This window comes from Pedobacter segetis, assembly GCF_016623585.1.
In the GTDB taxonomy this organism is placed as follows: Bacteria; Bacteroidota; Bacteroidia; order Sphingobacteriales; family Sphingobacteriaceae; genus Pseudopedobacter; species Pseudopedobacter segetis.
Window position 1 is genome coordinate 59,307 of record NZ_JAEHFY010000005.1, and the last position, 22,735, is coordinate 82,041.

A 22,735-nucleotide genomic window follows, 5' to 3' on the forward strand; every position below is an offset into this window, starting at 1 on the left:
CTTTTTTTAACAGAAATACAACCGTTTAACTGCTAAATTTTGATAGTTTTGTAGCCATTCTTTATCAATATCACAAAATTAAATATCATTAAAAATGAAAATTGGAGTAGTTGTTTTTCCGGGTTCTAATTGTGATCAAGATCTTATCTACGTTTTCGATAAAATAATGGGGCAAGAGGTTGTTCAGCTTTGGCACAAAGACCATGATTTGCAAGGGGTTGATTTTGTTGCCCTACCAGGAGGCTTTTCTTTTGGAGATTACTTACGCTCTGGCGCAATTGCTCGCTTTTCTCCAATTATGCAAGAAGTTATCTCTTTTGCAAATAAAGGCGGTTACGTAATGGGCATTTGTAACGGTTTTCAAATTTTAACAGAAGCGGGTTTGCTGCCAGGTGGCTTATTACACAATGCAAACAGAAAATTTATCTGTAAAAATATACATATTAAAGCCGCAACCAACAACAGTTTGGTAACCTCTAAAATAGATTTGGATAAAGCACTTAAAATTCCGTTAGCGCATGGCGAAGGTAATTTTTACGCCAGTGCAGATGAAATGAAAAAATTAAACGACAAAGATCAAGTACTGTTTAGATATTGTGACAAGGCCGGAAATATTACCACCGAAGCCAATCCTAACGGATCTTTAGAAAATATTGCTGGTGTTTGCAATGCCAACAGAAATGTTTTTGGTATGATGCCGCACCCAGAAAGAGCTGCAGACGCAATTTTAGGCAACCAAGACGGCCTAGCTTTATTTGAATCTATCTTATCAACCATTAACGCTTAAATGGCCAATTTGGTAATTGATGTTGGTAACAGCGCTAATAAGATAGCCGTTTTTGATAATGATGTGATCATCCATCAAGTTACCTCTCTGTTGCCTTTACAAAAAGATATAGAAAATTTAAAAGCTTTATTTCCCATTAAAAGCCTCATTATTTCTTCTGTTAAAAACGATAGTGATTTGATCGATGAAGACCTTACCACAGACTTTAACTACATCAAATTTAATAATGGCACAAAAATACCGATCAATAATCAGTACAAAAGCCCCAAAAGTTTAGGTTTGGATAGGTTAGCGGCAGTGATTGGTGCAAAAAGTATTTACCCCAACCAAAATGTTTTAACAATTGATGCCGGCACCTGTATCACTTATGATTTTATAGACGAAAAGGCAAATTATTACGGAGGGAGTATCTCACCGGGCATAAACATGAGGTTAAAAGCAATGAATCATTTTACGGCCAAACTGCCCCTAGTACATTTTGAGCCAACCTTTGATAAAGAATTTGGCGATGATAGCAATTCTTCTATGCTATCGGGGGTAATAAACGGCTTGCTTTATGAAGTAGAAGGTTTTATTAAAAATCACTTAAAAAAATACCCCACGTTAAAAATTATACTTTGCGGGGGCGATGCAACGTTTTTTGATACAAGATTTAAAAACAGCATCTTTGCACACTTAATTTTACACGAGCCTTTTTTGGTTCTAAAAGGTTTAAACACGGTTGTTAAATATCAGCATGATCATAATTAAAAAATATACGCTCGCATTATCGTTTATAATGGCTTTAGCTGGCGGTGCAATGGCACAATCCACTACCAGTTCTCCATATTCTAAATACGGCATAGGAAATTTGAAAGGGAGCTATCTTCCTCAAAACAAGGCAATGGGAAACTTAGCGTATGGCATAAGTAGTTTTGGCGGTTATCAAAACATAAATATATCTAACCCCGCATCTTACTCTAAGATAAGGCTTACCGTGTTTGATGTTGGTGCCAACGCCGATTTCCAAAATTTAAACAAGGGGAATGCTTCAGAAAAAAACTTTAACTCTTCTCTAAACCATCTCATATTTGGAGTACCGGTTACAAAAAAATCGGCTCTAAGCTTTGGCATTTTACCTTATAGCAACCTGGGATATGAATTTATAAACAAAACCACCGTAGATACTTTTGCGGTTAATCAAATTTATAGAGGAGAAGGCGGCTTAACAAAAGCTTACCTAGGCTATGGCTTTGATATTGGCAAACACCTAAGCTTAGGCGTTAACATGAGCTACCTTTTTGGTAATCTAAAACAAACAAGGGCGGCAGAATATACCAACTATGTAGGTTTTTTAAACTCCAAAACAGAAGAGAACAATGCGGTTGGCGGTCTCGATTTTGATTTTGGCGCACAGTACATAACCGTATTAGGTAAAAAAACCAGGTTAACCATTGGCTATACCGGTGGAGTAAAAACCCAACTCAAAACAAAATTTACCCAATTAACAAGCAGGTATAATTTAAACTCGGGTTCAGAAACACGGGTAGATAGTACCAATTTTAAAAATGAAGTTGGCGGAAAAATTACCCTGCCCGCCAACCATAACTTTGGTTTTAGTATAGAAAAGTATAATAAATGGTTAATTGGTGCCGATTTTAGAACTGCGCAATGGTCTCAATTTACCAAAAATGGTTCTGGCCAAGGGCTAAACAACACTTATGGTTTCTCTGTTGGCGGGCAGATCACACCTGATATCAATGCGGTAACCAATTACTTAAAATTGATAGATTATAGGTTTGGCATCAATTACGACAAAACGTATGTTAACATCAACAACACAAATATTGATGTAAAGTCTTTAAATTTTGGGTTTGGGTTTCCGCTAGTCTCCTCTAGGTCTGCTTTCTACAAAATAAATTTCACAACAGAGATCGGTAAAAGGGGCACATTGAACAACAATCTTGTTAAAGAGAATTTTTATAACTTTTCTATCGGGTTTACCATTAACGATAAGTGGTTCCAGAAATATAAATACGATTGATCCATTTGATGAAACCTTCTCTAAAACTTTTGCCAATTTCGCTTCTGCTGATGATTTTTGCAGCCTGTGAGAATGATTTAAGCAAAGTTAAGGAAATAGAACTCAAACAAAATAAAGGCGATGTAGAGGTAACAAAGGGGGCGCAGATCATCTATAGCGATTCTGCTTACGTAAAAGCAAAATTGAATACCCCCATTCTTTATCACTATAAAACCGCCGCACCTTATTATGAGATGCCTAAGGGTATCGAGGTGCTTTTTTTCGATAAAAACCTTAAGCAAACCACAAAAGTTACCTCTAATTATGCCATACAGAGAGAAAACCAAAAGATTATAGAACTTAAAAAACACGTGGTGGCAACCAACGCAGAAGGTAGTACTTTTGAGTCTGAAGAATTAATTTGGGACGAGAACACAAAAAAGTTTTATTCTAACTTACCGGTAACCATCACACTAAACAAAGGTTTGCCAACAGAAAAAGTAATTCATGGGCCTGCTTTTTGGGCAAATGAAGATTTTAGTTATTATGAAATTACCAAAGGCGCCGGGGTTTTCAATTTTAAAGGCGATGCCATTAATCAATAGCGACTAATATTTTTCTAAATTTTCTTTTAGATCGCTAATATTTTTTATCCCGAGTTTTTCTACCTGCTTTCTCCTCATCATAATTGCATAGGTATTATTAAAACCGATAGGTTTTAACCATTTAATGCGATAGTTTTTGTTAAACTCTTGTTGTACGTAATCATAAACTTTTTCTTTATCGCCCATTATACCAGCAAAAAGCTTCGGCTTTTGAGGGAGTATTACCAATAAACCCGTACCCGTATATTCTGGATAAAAATCAATCTGTTTGTTGGTTAGCGCATCAAAGCAAATTTTAGTGCCACCTAAACCCGTTTTGGTTTCAACCTGCAAATCAGAATTACCCTCAATTAGCATTTTATACATTTGTGCCAAAATATACTGCTCACCAAATATTTTAGAGCCAATTTTAATTGTTGCCCCATTTCCGTTTCTTGGAGATTTGTATAATCCTTTCTCTATCAAAAATTCTTTGGCAACTTGTTCGGGCAATTGGTGCAAATAATCAACTTTATAATTCAAACTAGTCATGGTGCTATCATCAATTTTATTTGATAGAAGATTTAAGATCCTTTCTAAAGTTGGATTTTTATCCAACACGTCTTGGTTAACTATTGGTGCGGCAAAATAAGGTGGAAAAATATTTTTATCGTCTTTTAAAGTAATTAAATCAAAAGCTTTTAACCGTCCATCGGTACTGTAACCACTAATTACATCCAGTTTCTTATCATAAGCAGCCTTGTACATTACCGCATCGCTAATCACAACCGTTCTTATTTTTAGACCATAAATTTTGCGCAAACCTATATCACCATCCTGCCTGCCCATAAATTCTGGGGTAAAACCCGCTAGCATTTTACCATCAAACGCAAGCGGTAAAAAATAAAAAGAAGAGCATAAAACAAAAAGAACGGGCAATAAAATTAAATGTGTTTTTAACTTTTTAAACCCGATACGTTGAACCTTAGATAATAAAAAATCGAAAGAAATAGCCAATAATGCCGCTGGTATTGCACCGGCCAAGATCATATTGGTGTTATTTAAGGCAATGCCGCCAAAAATAAACTCGCCTAAACCGCCTGCAGCAATATAAGCCGCCAATGTAGCCACACCTACATTTATTACGGTAGCGGTTCTTATTCCCGCCATGATCACAGGGAAAGCCAAAGGAAGTTCTACCTGCTTTAAAACTTGCCACTTATTCATCCCCATTGCTTTGGCTGCCTCCAAAACCTCTGGCTCTATGTTTTTAATACCCGTATAAGTATTTCTGATGATTGGGAGCAAAGCATATAAAAATAAGGCAACAATAGCTGGCTTTACGCCGATGCCTAAAATGGGGATCATCACGCCCAATAAAGCGATGCTTGGGATGGTTTGCAAGATGCCGGCAAAACCCAAAACCGAAGAAGCTAATTTCTGCCTTCTACTGATCCAAACGCCCAAAGGCAAGGCAATGATTATTGCAATGATCAAAGAGATGAAGGTAAGCCCAATATGAACCAAGGTTTGGTTCAAAAGCTTGTCTGATTCTTGACTGATAAATTGGAAAAAACTATTCTGTTGTTCCATTTTTAGTTGCTTTAAACTTTTCTATCGCTTCCATCAAACTACCATTGGTCGCTTTTTTAAGTTCCCCATTAATTTCTAGCCTGCAAAAAGGTTTTTCTGCTAGTATTTCTAAAATATCCCAAACAGACTGATGATCTATCGAAATAGCATCGTCATATCTATCAGCAGAAGGCTCTAAAAAAGGACTTAAATTCTTAACCTCAATGGCTTTTAAAGAAAGTTGCAATTTCTGGCCCCTAAAAAAATCTTTTACCAACCCGTTTCGGGGCTTTTCTAATAGCTCTGTAGGTTTTCCGATTTGGATCATTTCTCCGTTGCTCATTAAACAAATTCTGTCTCCCAATTCAAATGCTTCTTGTATATCATGGGTAACCATTACTATTGCTTTGTTTTGAAGCTCGTCTAAAGTCAAAAATTCTTTCTTGATACTTTCTTTGGTAATGGGATCTAATGCCCCAAAAGGTTCATCCATCAATAATATTGGAGGTTTAGCCATTAAGGCCCTTGCCAAGCCAACCCTTTGTTGCTGTCCACCGCTTAATTGGTTTGGATATTTATCTTTCAAATTTAATGGCAGATGAAGTTTATGGAGCATTTCCTCCATCCTGCTATCGGTTTTATCCTTTCCCCATCTTAATAGGTTAGGCACTATCGCAATGTTCTGCTCAATAGTGTAATGCGGCAATAAACCATGGTTTTGTAATACATAACCGATCCCTAGGCGTAGTTTTTCTTCGTTTATTTTTTTGATGTTTTCTCCATTGATAAAAATATCACCACTATCTGCCTTAATTAAACGATTGATCATTTTTAATGTGGTTGTTTTACCGCAACCGCTTGTCCCTAGCAAAACCAGTGTTTCGTCTTTTAATACACTAAAACTTATATTTTTTACAGCGTTTGTTTTATCAAAAGATTTACTGATATTTTTTAATTCTATCATAGAAATATTCCCATATCATGGTAATGATTGGTTACAGCAAGGTAAAGAATATTGGTTGGAATTTTTAAGGAGAAAATAGATTTGATGATTTTAGCTTAGGAAATTAAATCTAACAATTTTATGTATGTTTAATTACCAGTGATTTTATACTATTCTATGAATTAAATTCTCAAGATATAATTGTGCTTACCGTTTGGGATAAGCGCCAAAACCCAGAAAATTTAACTTTTTAAATAATTATATCCCCAACATTTCGCAGGTTTTCTCTGCGGCAATTTTTTCTGCATTCTTTTTATTGTAATCAACGCCGCTTGCCATTGCTTCGCCATCAATCAAAACCTGTACGCTAAAAAGCTTTTCACTATCGCCTTCGGCATTATCTATGGGCTCAAAAGAAATATCTTTTGCATGCTTTTGGCACCACTCTATAAGTTTACTCTTGAAATTGGTTTCGGTAAGTTCTAAGTGATGGATATCTATATGCGGCTTTATGATTCTTTGGGTAAGAAATTCTTTGGTAAAGCCATATCCCTTATCCAGATATACCGCCCCAACCAAAGCCTCAAACGCATCGCCTAAAAGCGAGCTGTATTTGGCACTAACATTAATGGCTTTAACATCAAATTCTATCAGTTGATCAAAGCCTAGCTTTCTGCCTAACTGGTTCAGGTTTGCCCTCCTAACAATTTTAGACCTCATTTCGGTTAAAAAACCTTCGTCTTTATAAGGATAAAGCTTAAAAAGTACTTCGGCAATTACAGAACCTAACACGGCATCTCCTAAAAATTCTAACCTTTCATTATTGTTTTTAGAGCCGTTCTTTAAAGTTAAAGCAGAAGATTTATGCCTAAAAGCCATTTTGTACAAGGATAGATTACCAGGTACAAAACCCAATATGTTTTTGAGTGCCTTCACGTATTTACGATCAGGAGATATATGGAGCTTATAGATCTTTGATAAAGGCATTATAGCAAAGCTTAAGGCTTAAAGCCGAAAGCAAAAAACTGAATTAAAAAATATAATATTCAATTTATAAAAATATTTATCAAACTGGCTTAAAAAAAGAGCCACTTAAGCAAATCAACCAATTAAATATAAAATATTAAATATTAAAAAAAGAGGCTTATTGAGGATAAACTATTCTTTGTATTTCTTAAAAATCACAGATGCGTTATGCCCGCCAAACCCAAACGTATTTGAAAGAGCGGCATTTATTTCTCTTTTTTGAGCTTTATTAAAAGTAAAATTCAATTTTGCATCAAAAGAAGGATCATCCGTAAAATGGTTGATTGTTGGGGGAACAATTCCATTTTTTATAGCAAGTATGCAAGCAATGGATTCAATTGCACCTGCGGCACCCAATAAATGCCCCGTCATGGATTTTGTAGAGCTGATGTTCAGTTTATAAGCATCCTCGCCAAACAGCGCACCAATGGCCATGGTTTCGCTAATATCGCCCAAAGGCGTAGAAGTGCCATGTACATTGATATAATCTATATCTGCGGTGGTCATTTCTGCATCATCCAAGGCAGACTGCATTACCAGTTTAGCGCCTAACCCTTCTGGGTGAGGTGCGGTAATATGGTTTGCATCGGCACTCATGCCTCCGCCCACAATTTCTGCATAAATTTTTGCTCCACGGGCTTTTGCGTGTTCTAGCTCTTCCAAAATAATTGTACCTGCACCCTCACCTGCAACAAAGCCATCCCTGTCTTTATCAAAAGGGCGGGAAGCTGTCTTAGGGTCGTCATTTCTGGTAGATAAGGCATGCATGGCATTAAAACCGCCAATCCCAGCTTCGTTTAATATCGCTTCTGAACCGCCAGAAACGATCATATCTGCTCTGCCCATTCTAATATAGGTAAAAGCGTCTATCAAAGCATTGGTAGATGATGCGCAGGCAGAAACGCAAGAAAAATTTGGCCCACGTAAACCATACTTCATAGAAATATGTCCCGGAGCAATGTCAATGATCATTTTTGGGATAAAGAACGGATTGAGCCTTGGTGTTCCGTCTCCCTTGGCAAAACTCATGATCTCATCCAAAAATGTTTTTAGCCCGCCGATTCCAGCTCCCCAAATCACACCAATTCTATTGGTATTTAATTTAGTGAAATCTAAACCGGCATCTTTAACGGCTTCTTCGGTAGCAACCAAAGCGTATTGAACAAATGGGTCTAGTTTTCGAGCTTCTTTTTTATCCAAATAATCTTCGGCAACAAAGTCTTTAACCTCGCAGGCAAACTTAGTCTTGAATTTTTCTGTATCAAAACGTGTCATGGGAGCGGCTCCGCTTACCCCATTAATCAAACCGTTCCAATATTCTGGAACAGTTTTACCTATGGGAGTAAGCGCCCCTAATCCTGTAACAACAACTCTTTTAAGCTCCATTTATTCAATTAAGCAATAATTACTTTACGTTTTTTTCCAAATATGAGATAGCTTGGCCAACAGTGCTGATGGTTTCTGCTTGATCATCTGGGATAGCCACATTAAATTCTTTCTCAAATTCCATGATCAACTCAACGGTGTCTAACGAGTCAGCACCTAGATCGTTTGTGAAAGACGCTTCTGGTGTTACTTCACCTTCGTCTACACCTAGTTTTTCAACGATAATTGCTTTTACTCTTGAAGCGATATCAGACATAATACTTATAATTAAGGGTTAAAAATTCTGTGCAAAGAAAAATAAATTCTATTAAATATCAAACCTTTTTGTTTTTGCTCTAATTTTGCAGCGTGTAACAAATGTTTTTAACTGGTTTTAATCACCGAAATTAAACTTTATTATCTTGATTAAAAAATTTTTAAAGCTAGAACTTGATTTCAATTTTATTTTATTGGCCATAACGTCTCAATTGAAGGATTACAGGCTATGTTACGCAATCAATAAATATACCGAAACAGCGTTTAGAAAAGATGAAGACCTTACTTTAGCTTTTAAAAATGCTCCTGTAAAGTATTTTTCCAAATATTTATATTGCCCAGAAGGCACAGAATGTGAGTTTTATCTGATAGCAAACAAAGGGAATGAAGGATATTTGATCCCCGAGATGAAGGAAACCGATTATTTTATCTTAATAAAAGAATTTATTGATGAAGAAGACCTTGACTTATTGATTTCACGGTTAAGGTTAGTTAATGAGATACAGGTGGTTATAGATATTGACCCAAGTAAATTAAAATCGAAGGAAAATTTGATTTTTTAAATGATATTTGAGTTAGTGTTAAAAATACACTACTTTTGAAAGTTAAGAAACCGATTTTTCTTAAAAATATAGACCAAAAGCATTAAAAATATATGAAAATTATCCAAAAAAAGACCAAGATAGTGGCAACGCTTGGCCCAGCCTCGTCAAATAAAGATGTTTTATTATCCATGATCAAAGCGGGCGTGGATGTTTGCCGTTTAAATTTCTCTCATGGAAAAGTAGAAGACCACCAAAAAGTAATAGATACCATAAGAGAGATCAATAAAAAATATAAAACCAACGTTGGGATATTGGCAGATTTGCAGGGCCCTAAAATAAGGATCGGTTTGGTAAAAGACGGCGGCATCAATTTAATAAACGGGAACCAGATTAAGTTTACCACTAAAGAATGTATTGGCGATGACAACCAAATTTACATGACTTATGATACTTTCCCCCAAGATGTTAAAGCGGGCGAGATCATTCTTTTAGATGATGGCAAATTGCAGCTAAAGGTTATTTCTACCGATAGAAAAGAGACCGTTATTTGTGAAGTAGTACATGGTGGTGTTTTAACCAGCCGTAAAGGCGTTAATTTACCAAACACCAAGGTTTCTATCCCATCTTTAACAGAAGAAGATTTGAGCAATTTGGAGTTTGCTTTAGAAAACGATGTTGAATGGATAGGGCTTTCTTTTGTACGTACAGCAGAAGATATCATCGATTTAAAAAGGATCATCAGCAGAAGCGGAAGATCTGCTAGAGTTATCGCAAAGATAGAAAAACCAGAGGCCATTGAAAACATTGATGCTATTATAGAAGTAACCGACGGTGTGATGGTTGCCCGTGGTGATTTGGGTGTTGAGATGCCTTTAGAAGAAGTGCCGGTTTTACAAAAAATGATCGCAAAAAAGTGTAATATCGCTTCTAAACCAGTAATTGTGGCCACACAGATGCTAGAGAGTATGATCACTACGCCACGCCCAACAAGGGCAGAGGTAAATGATGTTGCCAACTCGGTTTTAGACGGTGCAGATGCCGTGATGCTTAGCGGAGAAACATCTGTTGGCGAGTTTCCACTGATAGTTATTGAAACGATGAGCAAGATCGTTAAGCATGTTGAAGATACTTCTTACCCATACAACAAAGAGAAACAGTTAGATGAAACTTCTGCCACTTACATGGCAGATGCGGTTTGTAGTTCGGCAGTGTTTTTAGCAGAGAAAACCAATGCCGCGGGTATCGTTTCCATGACTTCCTCTGGTTACACCGCTTTCCAGATCTGTAGCCACAGACCAAAAGCAGGTACTTATATCTTTACTTCTAACCATAATTTATTGAACACTTTAAGTTTATTATGGGGCGTTAAAGGTTTCTATTATGATAAATTTGACAGTACCGATAAAACCATCAGCGAAGTAAATAAAGTTTTAAAAGCCGAAAAAATAGTAGAATCTGGCGATGTAGTGATCAATACCGCCGCCATCCCTATAGAGAAAAAAGGAAAAACGAATATGATTAAAGTGAGTGTGATCGAATAAAGCGATAAGCGTAAAGCTGAATGCCAAAAAAGCGTCGTGAAAATTAATTTTCACGACGCTTTTTTTGTTGGTGAATAGTTTATTCTTAGCCATCTCTTTTGCATTTTATTACTTACAACAGACGCAATTATTGTATTCAGTTGTTAATAGAGGCTTTGTATTTCTTAAATTACAACTCGTAAAATACAGGCATATGGTCACTTTTAACGATCCATTTATCATGCTTTCCAATAGATATTTGTTTGAGGGAATTAATTAATTCGCTGCTAGCAAAAATGTAATCTAAATGATAAGCCTTTACAAAATTTCTGTGCAAAAAAAATGTTGGTTGAAGTTCTTTTCCCGGCTCTTCTTTTTTGTAGTATCTATGATAAATACTTTCGATTTTTAATTCTTTAAGTTCTCTCACAACATCACTGTGGTTCCACCATCTGTCCCGTCTGTCCCAAATCACGTTGCTATTAAAGTCCCCGGCAATAACACACTTATCAAGCTTTGCCTTGTGTACCTGTAAATACTTCCAAAGTTGTCCGATATAACAAAAAGCAGGTAAGTTTGCTCCATAGCACCAAGTGCCAATTAAGCTGAAATCATTATTTACTTTGCAAGCAATAAAATATTTTAATCTGTTTGCTTCCCATTTTAGGTTTTCAATTTTAATTTTCTCAGTTGCAAAAATTCCAAGTCCTTTATTATTATTCTCACCCGTCCAGAGATAATTTTTTGCCCATTGCTTATACTTTATATCTTTTGCTACTAGTGGATTTTCGTATTCTTGGATTATAATAATGTCAGCATCGAAAGCTTGAAGGTATTCTAATTTTTTTTCGAAAAGCTCCGTTACAGTTCCAAGTCAATATTTTCATAAATTTGTATTCTTTTTAAAGCAAGTTAATTGTAGAGGTATTCTGAATAACGGTTTGCGAATTTGTGTTGTAATGGCTTAGAAAGCAAAAACTTGTCTGCCCGTATAAACTTATTAATTGCGATGAAATAACGTAAAGCAGTTCAGCCATTATAATACAAATTTGTGGTTACCACTAGTACTTTTTTTTCTAGAGTTCTATTGAAATGTTGACCTTTCCGCCCAGGCCTTTTTCAACGATGTCAAACAGAGTTTTTAGGGTCAGATTGCTTCCATTATTTTCAATTCTAGAAATATATTCACGTTTCCGGCTAACAAGTTCAGCCAGTTCGGATTGTGTTAAATGTTTGTCTTCCCTTGCTTTGCGCAAAAGCAAACCAATTTTGAAACTTTCAAAATCTCTTTCTAATTCGTCTCTTCGGTCGGTTCCCTTAATTCCGTAAATGTCGTTCTTGATTTTTTTCCAGCTTTTAGTTTCCATTTCTTCTTCCTTTTTGGTCGTGATATTCAGTCATTAATTTAAGAGCTTTTTCAATTTCATTCTTCGGAGTCTTCTGCGTTTTCTTCTGAAAGCCGTTCAGCAAAATAACAAGCTTGTCATTATCGAAAAAACAGAACACACGCCAAATATTAGAACCTAATTGAATTCTTGCTTCATAAAGTCCATTCGTTCCTACCAAAAATTTAAGATAGTTTGAAGGAACTCTTTCCAGAGTCTCAATAGCTTCGATTATCTTGAAAATTTTGTCTTGAACCTTTTGAGGTTGAGATTTCAAGAAACTTTCAAAATAATTTTTATAAGCTATAACTTCCCTGACTTTCATTAATCAAAGGTAACTTATAAGTTACTAAAAAACAAAATAAATTTTCAAGTTCCGTCGAGCGATTTTGTCGGTAAGTATTAGTGGTAACCAATATATTTACTCAACTCAGCATTAAACCCCAAACCGTATTATCCGTTTATATACGGATATAAATGTTTAACATCCGACTAAGTTTCTGCACTATCCCCACCTTTGTTCTGTCGGTTAGCCATGGTGGTTAGCTGTTCGTTAACAAGTATATACAATTTAATTTTTAAGACAATGACAAATTTAAAAAACAGCGTAAGGTTAATGGGTTTCTTAGGTGCAGCACCAGAAGTGAAAGAATACGCAAAAGGCAAAATCGTGGCAAAAGTAAATTTAGCAACAAAAGATGCTTACAAAAACCAAAAGGGAGAAAAAGTAGAGGAAACACAATGGCACCAATTGGTACTATGGGGAAGCCAAGCAGAGTTTGCTTCCAAATATTTAAACAAAGGAAGCGAGGTGGCCATAGAAGGGCGCTTGGTAACCAATACTTATGATGATAAGGATGGTATAAAACGTTACATTACACAGGTTGTGGTAAACGATATTGTGATTCTAGGCAGAAAGGTAGCTTAGTATTTGAATGCTAAAATTGAATTTTAGTTTTATAACCCAAAGGTTTGGAGTTCAAAACCTTTGGGTATTTTATTATTTGAATCTTTTTAAAAAATATTTATTGAGCATAATAAACAGCGAAATATTTACACAACCACACAATAAGAATTTAGATTTTAAATCTAAACCATATAATTCCAACCTTTTAAATCTTCTACTCTACCAAACTTAATATCATCTAAAGCTTTTCTCATTTTATTGGCGAAAACGCTTTCTGCTGGGTTTGGTAAAGTATAGGTTTTATCTTCATGCACAATTTCTGCAACTTGGGCAATTGTTGCGGCGGTTCCTGCACCAAAAGCATCTGTACAAGTTCCGCTATCTATGGCCTTTAAAACTTCCTCTACAGAAACTCTTCTTTCTTCTACCTGCATCCCAAAATCTTTGGCCAACTCTATGATGCTTTTTCTGGTAACCCCATCTAAAATTGTATCACGGGTTAAAGGGGTAATTAACTTTCCATCTATAACAAACATGGCATTTGCAGCACCCATTTCTTCAATATATTCATGGTTTTGGGCATCTGTCCAAATTAATTGATCAAACCCTTGTTCTGCTGCTCTTTTTGCTGGCAGTAAAGATCCGCCGTAATTACCTGCTGCTTTTGCGTAACCGTAACCACCTTCTGCTGCCCTGGTATATCCGGTTTCTATTTTTACTTTTAAGTTTTTAGAAAAATATGGGCCAGTTGGGCCCAACAACACCATAAATTTATAGGTTGTTGATGGTGCCACGCCTAAAAATGGATCGGTGGCAAACATAAACGGACGGATATATAGCGTGTAATTTTCTTTGCTTGGTACCCAATCCTTGTCCACTTTTACCAAGGCCAAAATACTTTCGATAAATAATTCTTCTGGCAGGGTTGGCATACACATCCTTTCTGCCGATTTATTGAAACGGGCCGCATTTTGATCGGGACGAAAAACAGTTATTTTACCATCTGCATGGCGATAGGCTTTTAATCCTTCAAAAAAAGTTTGCCCATAATGTAGCGCCGAAATCGCCGGACTAAATGCAATATCGCCGAAAGGCAAAATCTCAAAATTCCTCCATTCGCCATCTGCATAATCTGCGGTAAGCATATGATCGGTAAATGTTTTTCCGAAAGGTAAATTCTCTACATCTATCCCCGGCAATTTTGAAGTTGCCGCTTTTGTCACTTTTATATCCAATGTTGCTATCATGCTATTCTTCTTTAATAGTCTGGCAATTTACAAAATTGTTCAGTTATTCGCTATTGCACCAAATCAAAAATTATGTTGTAAACATAATTTATAACTTTGTACAAAAACGAGATATGCCAAGGATCATGTGTTTTGATTATGGGAACAAAAGAACGGGAATTGCCGTTACCGATCCATTACAGTTATTTGCAACAGGTTTAACCACCATTCATCCAAAAGATACGGTAGATTTCATAAAAAAATATTTATTATCAGAACAGGTAGAATCTTTTGTTGTGGGCCAACCTTTTCAAACGGACGGAACGCCTTCTGAAACTGCACAAAACGTAAAAGGATTTGTAACGATTTTGAAAAAGAGCTTTCCAGAAATCCCTATTTATTTGATGGATGAACGCTTTACCTCTAAAATGGCAAATGCCGCAATTGCACAAAGTGGTTTAAAAAAGTCGGCAAGGCAAAACAAGGATTTGGTTGATACCGTTGCTGCCGTAATCATTCTGCAATCTTATTTAGAGAGAAAGAGTTTGAATAACTAAACAACCTCTGATTATTTATTTTCGGTTATCTATTATTTATCAATTAATGAAATTTGAAAAACTAATAAACTCCATCAAAGATACCTCACAGCGTTTCCAATCAAATACTGTAAAAGCCATAAACCTCAACCTTACTTTGAGAAATTGGATGGTAGGTTATTATATTTTTGAATTTGAACAAAAGGGAGAAGACGGGGCAGAGTATGGAAGTAAGATTTTGCCTGCCATTGCCAAGAAAATAGACCTTAAAAGTTTGGCAGAAACAAACTTGAAAATATGTAGGCAGTTTTATATTTGCTATCCTTTACTATTAAAAATCGCTTTACAAAACAACAAAGAAATTTTACCCTCCTCAATTCGTCAGCCGCTGACTGACGAATTACAAATCAATAATAATCAATCACTTATAATTCGTCAGTCGCTGACTGACGAATTGAAAAATCAAGATGATAGTTATTTGTACAACCTGCTAATCACAACCTCATTTACACACTTTGTAGAAATAATTAGGATAGAAGATGCAACGAAAAGACGGTTTTTTGAACTACTCGTTTTAAAAACAACTCCATCCGTAAGAGAATTACAAAGACAAATAAATACACTAACTTATGAAAGGCTAGGGTTAACCAAAGACAGTTTAGAGGCTTTTGAACAACTAAAAAACAAAATTGAGCCAACTAATACCACTGATATTTTAAAGTCTCATTATTTTTTCGACTTTTTAAACCTAAACCAAACTCATTTAATAGAAGAAACAGAACTGGAACAAGCACTTTTACATCATTTACAAAAATTTATTTTAGAATTAGGAAATGGGTTTTGTTTTGGGGCTAGACAAAAGAGAATATTGATTGGGGATGAGTATTTTTTTATTGATTTAGTATTTTATCACAGGATTTTAAAATGCCATATCATTGTAGAACTAAAAACAGAAAAAGCAAATCACGAGCATATTGGCCAATTAAAAACATATCTACAGTTTTATAAGAAAAATATGATGCAGCCAACAGATAATCCGCCTGTTGGGTTGTTACTGGTAACCTCGCAAAATAAAACGTTAGTAGAATATGCGGTAGCAGATTCTGATAAAGAATTATTTGTAAGTCAATATTTACTACAATTACCTAAAAAAGAGCAATTGGTAGATTTCATCAATCAAGAGTTAAAATCGCTTTAAACAAATGCTCTCCCCAAACCAACTCCTAAAAAAATATTTTGGTTACGAAACTTTTCGCCCACAACAAGAAGAAATTATTGAAAAGATTTTAAGTGCTGCAGATGCTTTGGTTTTAATGCCCACGGGAGGAGGAAAATCTTTATGTTTCCAGATCCCTGCTTTGCTTTTACCGGGTACTGCAATTGTTGTTTCCCCGCTCATTTCTTTGATGAAAGACCAAGTAGATGCTTTGAGAGGCAACGGAATTTCTTCTGCTTTTTACAATAGTTCGCAAAGTTTTGAAGAGCAACAAGCAATATTGAATGCCTGCCATCATGGAGAAATAAAGCTGCTTTATATTTCGCCAGAAAAACTGCTTTCTGATACAGAAATAATTACCAAGACCTGTAAAATAAGTCTTTTTGCGATTGATGAAGCACATTGTGTTTCGGCTTGGGGGCATGATTTTAGGCCAGAATATACGCAAATGGGTTTCTTGAGGGAACGTTATCCTAACATCCCTTTTATTGCTTTAACCGCTACCGCCGATAAGCTTACGCGGAGAGATATTATTAAGCAACTCAAATTAAAAAAACCCCAAGTTTTCATCACTTCTTTTGATCGTAAGAATTTAAGCTTAGAAGTCAAAATCGGCGTAAAGCCAAAAGAAAAAATAAATGAAATTATAGCTTTTATACAACAGCGCAAAAACCAAAGTGGCATTATTTATTGTTTGAGCAGGAAAAAATGTGAAGAGGCTTACGAGGCTTTGCAAAACAACGGCATAAACGCCATGTTTTACCATGCCGGAATGGATGCCGCTGCCCGTTCTTCTGTACAAGAAAGGTTTATTAACGATGATTTGCAAGTGGTTTGCGCTACTATTGCTTTTGGGATGGGGATAGATAAATCTAACGTGAGGTGGGTTATCCATTATAATTTACCCAAAAATATTGAGGGCTATTACCAAGAAATTGGCCGAGCGGGCAGGGATGGCTTGCCCTCCGAAACCATACTTTATTACAATTACGCCGATTTGCAGCTACTAAACAAGTTTGCCGGTGAGGGAAATATGGCCGAGGTAAATTTAGAAAAGCTAAAACGGATGCAGCAGTATGCCGAGGCAGATAGTTGCAGAAGAAAGATATTACTGAATTATTTTTCTGAAAGCCCAGACCAAAATTGCGGCAATTGTGATGTTTGCAGAGACCCCCGCCAGCATTTTGATGGAACCGTTACGGTACAAAAAGCACTTTCTGCCGCTGCTAGGACAGGGGAAAAAGAGGGGCTAAGTATGCTTGTTGATATTTTGAGAGGTAGCAAAAGGCAAGAAATTATTTCTGCAGGATACGATAAAATAAAAACACATGGTGCCGGGGCAGAAATCCCAGCTTTTGATTGGCAACGTTACCTGATGCAAATGCTCAATCTGGGGATTTTAGAAATGGCTTATGATGAAAACTTTGCGCTAAAAATCACCCCATCTGGTAAAGATATTTTATTTGGAAAGAAAAAAATTGAATTAACCGTTTTAAACTCGATTAAACCAATAGAAAAAGCCCAAAGAAACAGGCAACCAAAAATTGTGAGCGATTATGAAGCATTATTTAACCACTTGAGAAAGGTAAGGAGAATTTTTGCCGAGGATGAGAATGTACCTGCCTATGTAATTTTCTCTGATGCTACTTTAGATGAAATGGTAAGGGAAAAACCAAGTACAGCAGAAGAACTATTGTCTATTTCTGGGGTTGGCGAGCATAAACTTTTTAAATACGGCGATGCTTTTTTAAATGTTATCCAAGGTTTTTCTTCTAGCCATGATACCAAAAGTACCTATCAAGAAACCCTAAAGATGTTGAGGCAAAACATCAGTATCGAAGAAATTGCGGCAATAAGAAACTTGGCCGAGACCACCGTTTACTCGCATATTGCGCAATTATATTTAAGCGGACAGGTGGATAGTTTATCAAAATATGTAAACGAAGACGAGATCAATAGCGTTAAGGAAGCAGTTAAAATAGTGGGCGATACCAAAATAATGAAACCAATATTTGAGCATTTGAAAGAAACCGTTCCTTATCATAAAATAAGAATGGCATTAGCTGTTTTAGAAAAACGAGGATGAATAAAACTGTCTGAACCATGATTTTCTTGATTTAAGGATTTTCTTGATTTCTCTACCACATTGCTCTGTGGACTTTGCGTCCTCCGCGGTTAAAAATTGTCTAGATCATGATTTCAAGATTGTTGGGTTTTCTACCACGCTGCTCTGTGCGCTTTGCGTCTTCTGCGGTTAACCTTCAACTTCGCTCAGGTTGACAGTAGTACTCCCTCTATTTAATTATGATTAAAATTACCTAGAATATGATTGTAGGATCGTATGGTTTTTTATTGCGCTATAAACCTTGTGTTCTCAGCAATTAAAAATCTACGGTTAAAATAATTATTTACGCTTCAACTCAATTACGGTAATCTCTGGCCAAATACCGATCCTACCAGAAAAACCCAAAAAACCAAAGCCGCGGTTAATGTATAAATACCTTCCAAATTCTTCCTTTAAACCAGCCCAATGCTTGTAACGATATTTTACAGGGCTCCATTTAATGCCAAAAACTTCAATCCCAAACTGCATACCGTGGGTATGCCCGCTCAAAGTGAGGTTTATTTTAGAAGGATGTATTTTTATTTGGGCATCAAAATGTGATGGATCGTGAGATAATAAAATTTTAAAATCAGCTTTATTTGTTCCTGTCAATGCTTTATTCAAATCTCCTCTTTCGCCAAAACCAACCCCCCAGTTTTCTACGCCGGCCAATATTATTTTCTGTTGTTCTTTTTCGATATCGATATGCTCATCCAATAACAATCTAAAACCTATTTCTTGATGATGCTTTTTAAGATTTTGGAGATTTTCCCTTTTTTCAACCTCGCTATTCCATTTAATATAATCGCCATAATCATGGTTTCCTAAAATCGAAAACTTGCCATAATCTGCTTTTATCTGCTTAAACAATGCAATCCAAGGAATTATTTCATCTGCTTTATTATTTACCAAATCGCCGGTAAAAACAAATAGATCAGATTTTTGGGCATTTATTAGATCAATTCCTTTTTGTACTGCCTTTTTATTATCGAAACTTCCAGAATGGACATCAGAAATTTGGGTAATGGTAAAACCATCAAAAGCTGCTGGTAAATCATCAAAAAATAAAGTTTTCTTAATTACCCGGTAAGCGTATTTTCCCCTTACTATTCCATCAATAAAAATCAGGATAACAATGATAAAAGCTATAAATGCAATTATAGAGAAGGTAACTATCCGTGTTGGCAAATAACCAACTGAAGAATGATTCCCTAAAAAAGCCAAAATTATTCTAGTAATATCTCCAATAAATAATATTAATGCGGCAACTATTTCGGCAACAAAAATGATGATAAAAGAATGCGTGGCAATCTTAAAGAAAACATCCATTCCGAAGCTTGGTATGCGTAGAATTGCTACAACAAATGAAACTGCTATTAATAAAAGCATAGCCGAGAAAACGGTTTGGAAAATGGTATCTGGAAACAATATTAGCAATCCGTTAGTAACATACCAATTTAATATTACCAATATTAAAGCGAAAACTATAATGGGTAAAAGGTTTATTTTTCTTTTCATTTATAAATTTCCTTAATCATATTATTCAAGATCCTAGTATTTTCAAGGTTTATAGCCCAGCTCTGTGAACTTTGCGCTCTCCATGGTTAAAAATTAACAAATTTACTGGCCTCTGTGTAAAATCTCCGTTAACCCTGTGTTCAAAAACCTAGTAACCATATTTAGCCCATAACCTCTTCAAGGTTTCCCTGATTTTATTTTCGGCGGTATTATTTTGTGGGTCATAAAGTTTTGTACCGCTCAATTGCTCTGGTAAAAATTCTTGATCGGTAAAATTATCTTTAAAAGCGTGGGCATATTTGTAATCTTTCCCATAATCCATATTCTTCATCAGCTTGGTTGGTGCATTTCTTAAATGAAGCGGCACCGGTAAATCGCCGGTTTGTTTTACTAAAGATTGCGCTTTTCCTATCGCTTCATAAGCAGCATTGCTTTTCGCCGATGAAGCCAAATAAGTTACCGCTTGTGAAAGTATGATCCTAGACTCGGGCCAACCGATTACATTAACCGCTTGGAAACAATTATTTGCCAACAAAAGCGCATTAGGATTTGCGTTTCCAATATCTTCTGAAGCCAAGATCAATAACCTACGGGCAATAAATTTGGGGTCTTCGCCTCCTTCGATCATTCTTGCCAACCAATAAACGGCACCATTTGGATCGCTGCCGCGGATAGATTTGATGAACGCAGAAATAATATCATAATGTTGTTCGCCGGTTTTATCGTACAGCGCCATATTCTGCTGAATGTGGCTCAAAACAAAATCATTGGTGATGGTAACCTTATCACTGTTTGCAGCATTTACCAAAAGTTCAAAAATATTTAAAAGCTTGCGCCCGTCGCCACCAGAAAGCCTGATCAGAGCTTCGGTTTCTTTTAATTCGATTTTTTTTTGTTGGAGGGTCTCATCCCCAGAAATGGCGTTATTTAAAAGCGATATCAACTCCTCTTCTGTCAAATTTTTAAGTACATAAACCTGGCATCGCGATAGCAAAGCAGAAATAACCTCAAAAGATGGATTTTCTGTAGTTGCGCCGATCAAAATGATTAAGCCTCGTTCTACAGCACCCAGTAAAGAATCTTGCTGAGATTTTGAAAAACGATGGATCTCATCGATAAAAAGAATAGGGACAATTCCGCCTTTTTTATAATGGGCAGCTTTCTCGATCATCTCCCTCACCTCTTTAACACCAGAATTTATCGCACTTAAAGAAAAAAACGGGCGGTCTAAATTCTGTGAAATGATAAAAGCCAAAGTAGTTTTACCAACCCCTGGCGGGCCCCAAAAAATCATGGATGGGATATGCCCGTTTTCAATCGCTTTGCGCAAAACGGCACCTTCGCCAACTAAATGTTGCTGCCCGGTATATTGCGCCAAACTTTTGGGGCGCATTCTTTCTGCTAAAGGGTCTGATAAAGCCAAATTGTTTTTATCTTTTAAAACTGAATTGTTTTTTGAATGGTATTGTTGTTAAACAAAGAGCTATTGCTTTTTATGTTCTCGGCAATGTCTCCGCTTGGTTTCTGCAAATAGAGTTCCACTAAATAAGTTTTGCCTTTTTTAAAGGAAGAATCTGGTGTAAACACGATGTTACTATCAATTATGGAATATTTCCCTTTAATTGATTTTTGCAGATCTTGTAGGTCATCGTTTGTAGCTTTTGGATATACCGCAATGGTTTGTGCCCAAACAGAATCTGCTAAACTATCGGCCGATAAATCTTTTAAAATATACTCATCGATATTTGAGAAAACCAAGGCCGTAGAATCTAGATTAATGGCTACTTTAATTTTATCGCCTAATAAATTTGATGATTTATTTTTGCAAGAAAAAAGGGCTAAAACAATAAAAAGGAAACAACATCTTTTTAGGTAAAACATTATTCGGCCAATAAATCGTCTATCAATTTATCAAACTCGTTCACAAATTCTACGTAATGGTTGCCCGTACCCGGGCCGCTAAAACCAGTATGTATTTTTCTTACTTTTCCTTTCTTATCAATGATGATCATGGTGGGGAAAGCCATTACGCTATTAAGCATGGGTAAACTTTTTGCGGCCTCTCCTTTTTCATTGGTAAAGCCGGTTACCAAAATATCGTAATTAACATTAAACCGTTTCTTAAGCCTTTCTAGGTTGACTTTAGATTTTTCAAAATCTTTTGTTCGCTCATAGGCCAAACCCAAAACCTCTACTCCTTTGCTATGGTATTTATCGTAAAAATTACTTAAAAAAGCAGTTTCATCCATACAATTAGGGCACCACGAACCCAACATCTGTAAAATTACCACTTTACCTTTAAACCTTGCATCGCTTAAAGAAATTTGCTTTTTCTCTAAATTTGGAAAAGTAAAGGCTATTTGTTTGGTGCTATCTTTTAAGAAAGTTAAGCTGTAAGCATCTGGCAATTTTGCTTTTTCGTTTCTTTTTGCCGTAAAATCATCAACAGAAGAAAAACCCGAATAAAACTTACCATCCGTCATGGTGCTATCCGGATTTATTGTAGCCGTAAATAAAAAAGCATGTGAACCATCAAAAGTAGAAAGCACCAATTTATTATCCTCAACCATGCCTTCTAAATACCTGTAATCTCCCGTAGATGTTAAAAACGTACCCGTAACTTTCGATTGATTTTGTACAAATTCGCCAACCGCTATTGTGGTATCAGATTTTGTAGTATCGGCTGTGTTTACACTCGTAAAAGTGGTTTCCCATCTCCCAGAAACATCTACAGTTGGTGCGCCAGCTTTTTCCTTTATTCTCCAAGGTGCATCTGCCTGGGCATAAAAAGTCATTTGGGTATCTTTGTTGGCCAAGTGTTTTGTCCAAGTGCCATCAATTTTGCCATCTATCAAGGTGCCGTTAATTTCAGAATCAAATAGCGGCATTTGTATATGTATCGAATCACCAACATGAGTAATTTCATCCACTTTAAACCTATCGGTACTGTTGATGATTTCTATATAATATTTGTTTGCGCTATCCACCACATCAAAATTAAAAGGGATTTCTGCACCAGACTCTGTAATTAAAGCCCCTCGCCAAATCCCGGGCTTTAATTTTTTAGAAGGTTTATCGCAAGAATTAAGAAAAACGATGGTAGATAAGGCAAAGAATAAATAGCTGACGGTAATTTTCATTTGAAGTTTTGAATGATGTTTAAAACATATAACGTTATTAAATATCGAAAAATATTTAGGATAAATTAACAAACTATTTATTT

Annotated in this window: 22 protein-coding genes and 1 pseudogene; 10 read left to right on the top strand and 13 right to left on the bottom strand. The window is 36.0% G+C overall.

What is annotated here, in order from left to right; all coding sequences use genetic code 11:
* Positions 1 to 94: 94 nt before the first annotated feature.
* The 4 genes from purQ to lptC are packed head-to-tail and all read left to right on the top strand — an operon-like array spanning position 95 to position 3,394.
* Entirely contained in the window at positions 95 to 787 is a 693-nt protein-coding gene (gene purQ / locus I5M32_RS04370; RefSeq protein ID WP_200584968.1) for a phosphoribosylformylglycinamidine synthase subunit PurQ, read from the top strand.
* Positions 788 to 1,537, top strand: a complete 750-nt coding sequence (locus I5M32_RS04375) for a type III pantothenate kinase (RefSeq protein ID WP_200584969.1) — start codon at positions 788 to 790, stop codon at positions 1,535 to 1,537.
* Entirely contained in the window at positions 1,524 to 2,810 is a 1,287-nt protein-coding gene (locus I5M32_RS04380; RefSeq protein ID WP_200584970.1) for a porin family protein, read from the top strand. The genes I5M32_RS04375 and I5M32_RS04380 overlap by 14 nt, the downstream gene beginning before the upstream one ends.
* Before the next feature lie 8 nt (positions 2,811 to 2,818).
* The gene (gene lptC, locus I5M32_RS04385) at positions 2,819 to 3,394 is read left to right on the top strand and encodes an LPS export ABC transporter periplasmic protein LptC (protein WP_200584971.1); all 576 of its coding nucleotides are present in this window, start codon (positions 2,819 to 2,821) and stop codon (positions 3,392 to 3,394) included.
* A 3-nt stretch (positions 3,395 to 3,397) separates the two neighbouring features.
* Here the strand turns inward: lptC and I5M32_RS04390 are convergent, their stop codons facing one another.
* The 5 genes from I5M32_RS04390 to I5M32_RS04410 all read right to left on the bottom strand — a co-directional run bounded on the left by I5M32_RS04390 (position 3,398) and on the right by I5M32_RS04410 (position 8,556).
* A complete protein-coding gene (locus I5M32_RS04390) occupies positions 3,398 to 4,966 on the bottom strand; it encodes an ABC transporter permease/substrate-binding protein (RefSeq protein WP_200584972.1) in 1,569 nt (522 codons plus the stop codon).
* Entirely contained in the window at positions 4,950 to 5,909 is a 960-nt protein-coding gene (locus I5M32_RS04395; protein WP_200584973.1) for an ABC transporter ATP-binding protein, read from the bottom strand. The genes I5M32_RS04390 and I5M32_RS04395 overlap by 17 nt, the downstream gene beginning before the upstream one ends.
* A 237-nt stretch (positions 5,910 to 6,146) precedes the next feature.
* Entirely contained in the window at positions 6,147 to 6,875 is a 729-nt protein-coding gene (rnc, locus tag I5M32_RS04400; protein WP_200584974.1) for a ribonuclease III, read from the bottom strand.
* A 171-nt stretch (positions 6,876 to 7,046) separates the two neighbouring features.
* Positions 7,047 to 8,300 (bottom strand): beta-ketoacyl-ACP synthase II, encoded by a 1,254-nt coding sequence (fabF, locus tag I5M32_RS04405; protein WP_200584975.1) that lies wholly within the window; start codon positions 8,298 to 8,300, stop codon positions 7,047 to 7,049.
* Between the two features lie 19 nt (positions 8,301 to 8,319).
* Positions 8,320 to 8,556, bottom strand: coding sequence for an acyl carrier protein (locus I5M32_RS04410; RefSeq protein ID WP_068823284.1), 237 nt, complete (start codon positions 8,554 to 8,556; stop codon positions 8,320 to 8,322).
* A gap of 145 nt (positions 8,557 to 8,701) precedes the next feature.
* Here I5M32_RS04410 and I5M32_RS04415 point away from each other — a divergent pair, with 145 nt between their 5' ends.
* Together I5M32_RS04415 and pyk are read left to right on the top strand one after the other, a co-directional pair.
* Entirely contained in the window at positions 8,702 to 9,118 is a 417-nt protein-coding gene (locus I5M32_RS04415; RefSeq protein WP_200584976.1) for an IPExxxVDY family protein, read from the top strand.
* A 92-nt stretch (positions 9,119 to 9,210) separates the two neighbouring features.
* On the top strand, positions 9,211 to 10,641 hold the full coding sequence (gene pyk, locus I5M32_RS04420; protein ID WP_200584977.1) for a pyruvate kinase: 1,431 nt from the start codon (positions 9,211 to 9,213) through the stop codon (positions 10,639 to 10,641).
* 169 nt (positions 10,642 to 10,810) lie between these two features.
* Here the strand turns inward: pyk and I5M32_RS16975 are convergent.
* From I5M32_RS16975 to I5M32_RS04430, 3 genes and pseudogenes are all read right to left on the bottom strand, one after another.
* Positions 10,811 to 11,446 (bottom strand): annotated as a pseudogene (locus I5M32_RS16975) (endonuclease/exonuclease/phosphatase family protein); the annotation flags it as partial.
* 250 nt (positions 11,447 to 11,696) lie between these two features.
* Positions 11,697 to 11,987: a helix-turn-helix domain-containing protein gene (locus I5M32_RS04425; protein ID WP_200584978.1), complete on the bottom strand. Its 291-nt coding sequence runs from the start codon at positions 11,985 to 11,987 to the stop codon at positions 11,697 to 11,699.
* A complete protein-coding gene (locus I5M32_RS04430; protein ID WP_200584979.1) occupies positions 11,977 to 12,330 on the bottom strand; it encodes a type II toxin-antitoxin system RelE/ParE family toxin in 354 nt (117 codons plus the stop codon). The genes I5M32_RS04425 and I5M32_RS04430 overlap by 11 nt, the downstream gene beginning before the upstream one ends.
* A 261-nt stretch (positions 12,331 to 12,591) precedes the next feature.
* Between I5M32_RS04430 and I5M32_RS04435 the strand changes: the two genes are divergently transcribed.
* A complete protein-coding gene (locus I5M32_RS04435; RefSeq protein ID WP_200584980.1) occupies positions 12,592 to 12,933 on the top strand; it encodes a single-stranded DNA-binding protein in 342 nt (113 codons plus the stop codon).
* Between the two features lie 161 nt (positions 12,934 to 13,094).
* On the opposite strand, the gene I5M32_RS04440 is transcribed toward I5M32_RS04435, so the two are convergent.
* Positions 13,095 to 14,159: a branched-chain amino acid aminotransferase gene (locus I5M32_RS04440; protein WP_200584981.1), complete on the bottom strand. Its 1,065-nt coding sequence runs from the start codon at positions 14,157 to 14,159 to the stop codon at positions 13,095 to 13,097.
* A gap of 113 nt (positions 14,160 to 14,272) precedes the next feature.
* Between I5M32_RS04440 and ruvX the strand changes: the two genes are divergently transcribed.
* The 3 genes from ruvX to recQ are packed head-to-tail and all read left to right on the top strand — an operon-like array spanning position 14,273 to position 17,976.
* Complete coding sequence (gene ruvX / locus I5M32_RS04445) at positions 14,273 to 14,695, top strand: Holliday junction resolvase RuvX (protein WP_200584982.1); 423 nt, start codon at positions 14,273 to 14,275, stop codon at positions 14,693 to 14,695.
* Between the two features lie 46 nt (positions 14,696 to 14,741).
* The gene (locus I5M32_RS04450) at positions 14,742 to 15,872 is read left to right on the top strand and encodes a PDDEXK nuclease domain-containing protein (RefSeq protein WP_200584983.1); all 1,131 of its coding nucleotides are present in this window, start codon (positions 14,742 to 14,744) and stop codon (positions 15,870 to 15,872) included.
* A gap of 4 nt (positions 15,873 to 15,876) precedes the next feature.
* Positions 15,877 to 17,976 (top strand): DNA helicase RecQ, encoded by a 2,100-nt coding sequence (gene recQ, locus I5M32_RS04455; RefSeq protein ID WP_200584984.1) that lies wholly within the window; start codon positions 15,877 to 15,879, stop codon positions 17,974 to 17,976.
* Between the two features lie 318 nt (positions 17,977 to 18,294).
* Here the strand turns inward: recQ and I5M32_RS04460 are convergent, their stop codons facing one another.
* The 4 genes from I5M32_RS04460 to I5M32_RS04475 form a co-directional block, all read right to left on the bottom strand.
* Positions 18,295 to 19,512 carry a metallophosphoesterase gene (locus I5M32_RS04460; RefSeq protein WP_200584985.1) on the bottom strand — a complete coding sequence of 406 codons (1,218 nt, stop codon included), beginning with the start codon at positions 19,510 to 19,512 and terminating at the stop codon, positions 18,295 to 18,297.
* A gap of 148 nt (positions 19,513 to 19,660) precedes the next feature.
* A complete protein-coding gene (locus I5M32_RS04465; RefSeq protein ID WP_200584986.1) occupies positions 19,661 to 20,935 on the bottom strand; it encodes a replication-associated recombination protein A in 1,275 nt (424 codons plus the stop codon).
* Positions 20,936 to 20,949: 14 nt separating this feature from the next.
* Positions 20,950 to 21,393 carry a hypothetical protein gene (locus I5M32_RS04470; protein ID WP_200584987.1) on the bottom strand — a complete coding sequence of 148 codons (444 nt, stop codon included), beginning with the start codon at positions 21,391 to 21,393 and terminating at the stop codon, positions 20,950 to 20,952.
* Positions 21,393 to 22,652 carry a peroxiredoxin family protein gene (locus tag I5M32_RS04475; RefSeq protein WP_200584988.1) on the bottom strand — a complete coding sequence of 420 codons (1,260 nt, stop codon included), beginning with the start codon at positions 22,650 to 22,652 and terminating at the stop codon, positions 21,393 to 21,395. The genes I5M32_RS04470 and I5M32_RS04475 overlap by 1 nt, the downstream gene beginning before the upstream one ends.
* Positions 22,653 to 22,735: the final 83 nt, after the last annotated feature.

Bases quoted from the DNA above. Each gene is read 5' to 3' on its own strand.
- purQ (WP_200584968.1), top strand. From the start codon at position 95: ATGAAAATTGGAGTAGTTGTTTTTCCGGGTTCTAATTGTGATCAAGAT.
- I5M32_RS04375 (WP_200584969.1), top strand. From the start codon at position 788: ATGGCCAATTTGGTAATTGATGTTGGTAACAGCGCTAATAAGATAGCC.
- I5M32_RS04380 (WP_200584970.1), top strand. From the start codon at position 1,524: ATGATCATAATTAAAAAATATACGCTCGCATTATCGTTTATAATGGCT.
- lptC (WP_200584971.1), top strand. From the start codon at position 2,819: ATGAAACCTTCTCTAAAACTTTTGCCAATTTCGCTTCTGCTGATGATT.
- I5M32_RS04390 (WP_200584972.1), bottom strand. From the start codon at position 4,966: ATGGAACAACAGAATAGTTTTTTCCAATTTATCAGTCAAGAATCAGAC.
- I5M32_RS04395 (WP_200584973.1), bottom strand. From the start codon at position 5,909: ATGATAGAATTAAAAAATATCAGTAAATCTTTTGATAAAACAAACGCT.
- rnc (WP_200584974.1), bottom strand. From the start codon at position 6,875: ATGCCTTTATCAAAGATCTATAAGCTCCATATATCTCCTGATCGTAAA.
- fabF (WP_200584975.1), bottom strand. From the start codon at position 8,300: ATGGAGCTTAAAAGAGTTGTTGTTACAGGATTAGGGGCGCTTACTCCC.
- I5M32_RS04410 (WP_068823284.1), bottom strand. From the start codon at position 8,556: ATGTCTGATATCGCTTCAAGAGTAAAAGCAATTATCGTTGAAAAACTA.
- pyk (WP_200584977.1), top strand. From the start codon at position 9,211: ATGAAAATTATCCAAAAAAAGACCAAGATAGTGGCAACGCTTGGCCCA.
- I5M32_RS04425 (WP_200584978.1), bottom strand. From the start codon at position 11,987: ATGGAAACTAAAAGCTGGAAAAAAATCAAGAACGACATTTACGGAATT.
- I5M32_RS04430 (WP_200584979.1), bottom strand. From the start codon at position 12,330: ATGAAAGTCAGGGAAGTTATAGCTTATAAAAATTATTTTGAAAGTTTC.
- I5M32_RS04435 (WP_200584980.1), top strand. From the start codon at position 12,592: ATGACAAATTTAAAAAACAGCGTAAGGTTAATGGGTTTCTTAGGTGCA.
- I5M32_RS04440 (WP_200584981.1), bottom strand. From the start codon at position 14,159: ATGATAGCAACATTGGATATAAAAGTGACAAAAGCGGCAACTTCAAAA.
- ruvX (WP_200584982.1), top strand. From the start codon at position 14,273: ATGCCAAGGATCATGTGTTTTGATTATGGGAACAAAAGAACGGGAATT.
- I5M32_RS04450 (WP_200584983.1), top strand. From the start codon at position 14,742: ATGAAATTTGAAAAACTAATAAACTCCATCAAAGATACCTCACAGCGT.
- recQ (WP_200584984.1), top strand. From the start codon at position 15,877: ATGCTCTCCCCAAACCAACTCCTAAAAAAATATTTTGGTTACGAAACT.
- I5M32_RS04460 (WP_200584985.1), bottom strand. From the start codon at position 19,512: ATGAAAAGAAAAATAAACCTTTTACCCATTATAGTTTTCGCTTTAATA.
- I5M32_RS04470 (WP_200584987.1), bottom strand. From the start codon at position 21,393: ATGTTTTACCTAAAAAGATGTTGTTTCCTTTTTATTGTTTTAGCCCTT.
- I5M32_RS04475 (WP_200584988.1), bottom strand. From the start codon at position 22,652: ATGAAAATTACCGTCAGCTATTTATTCTTTGCCTTATCTACCATCGTT.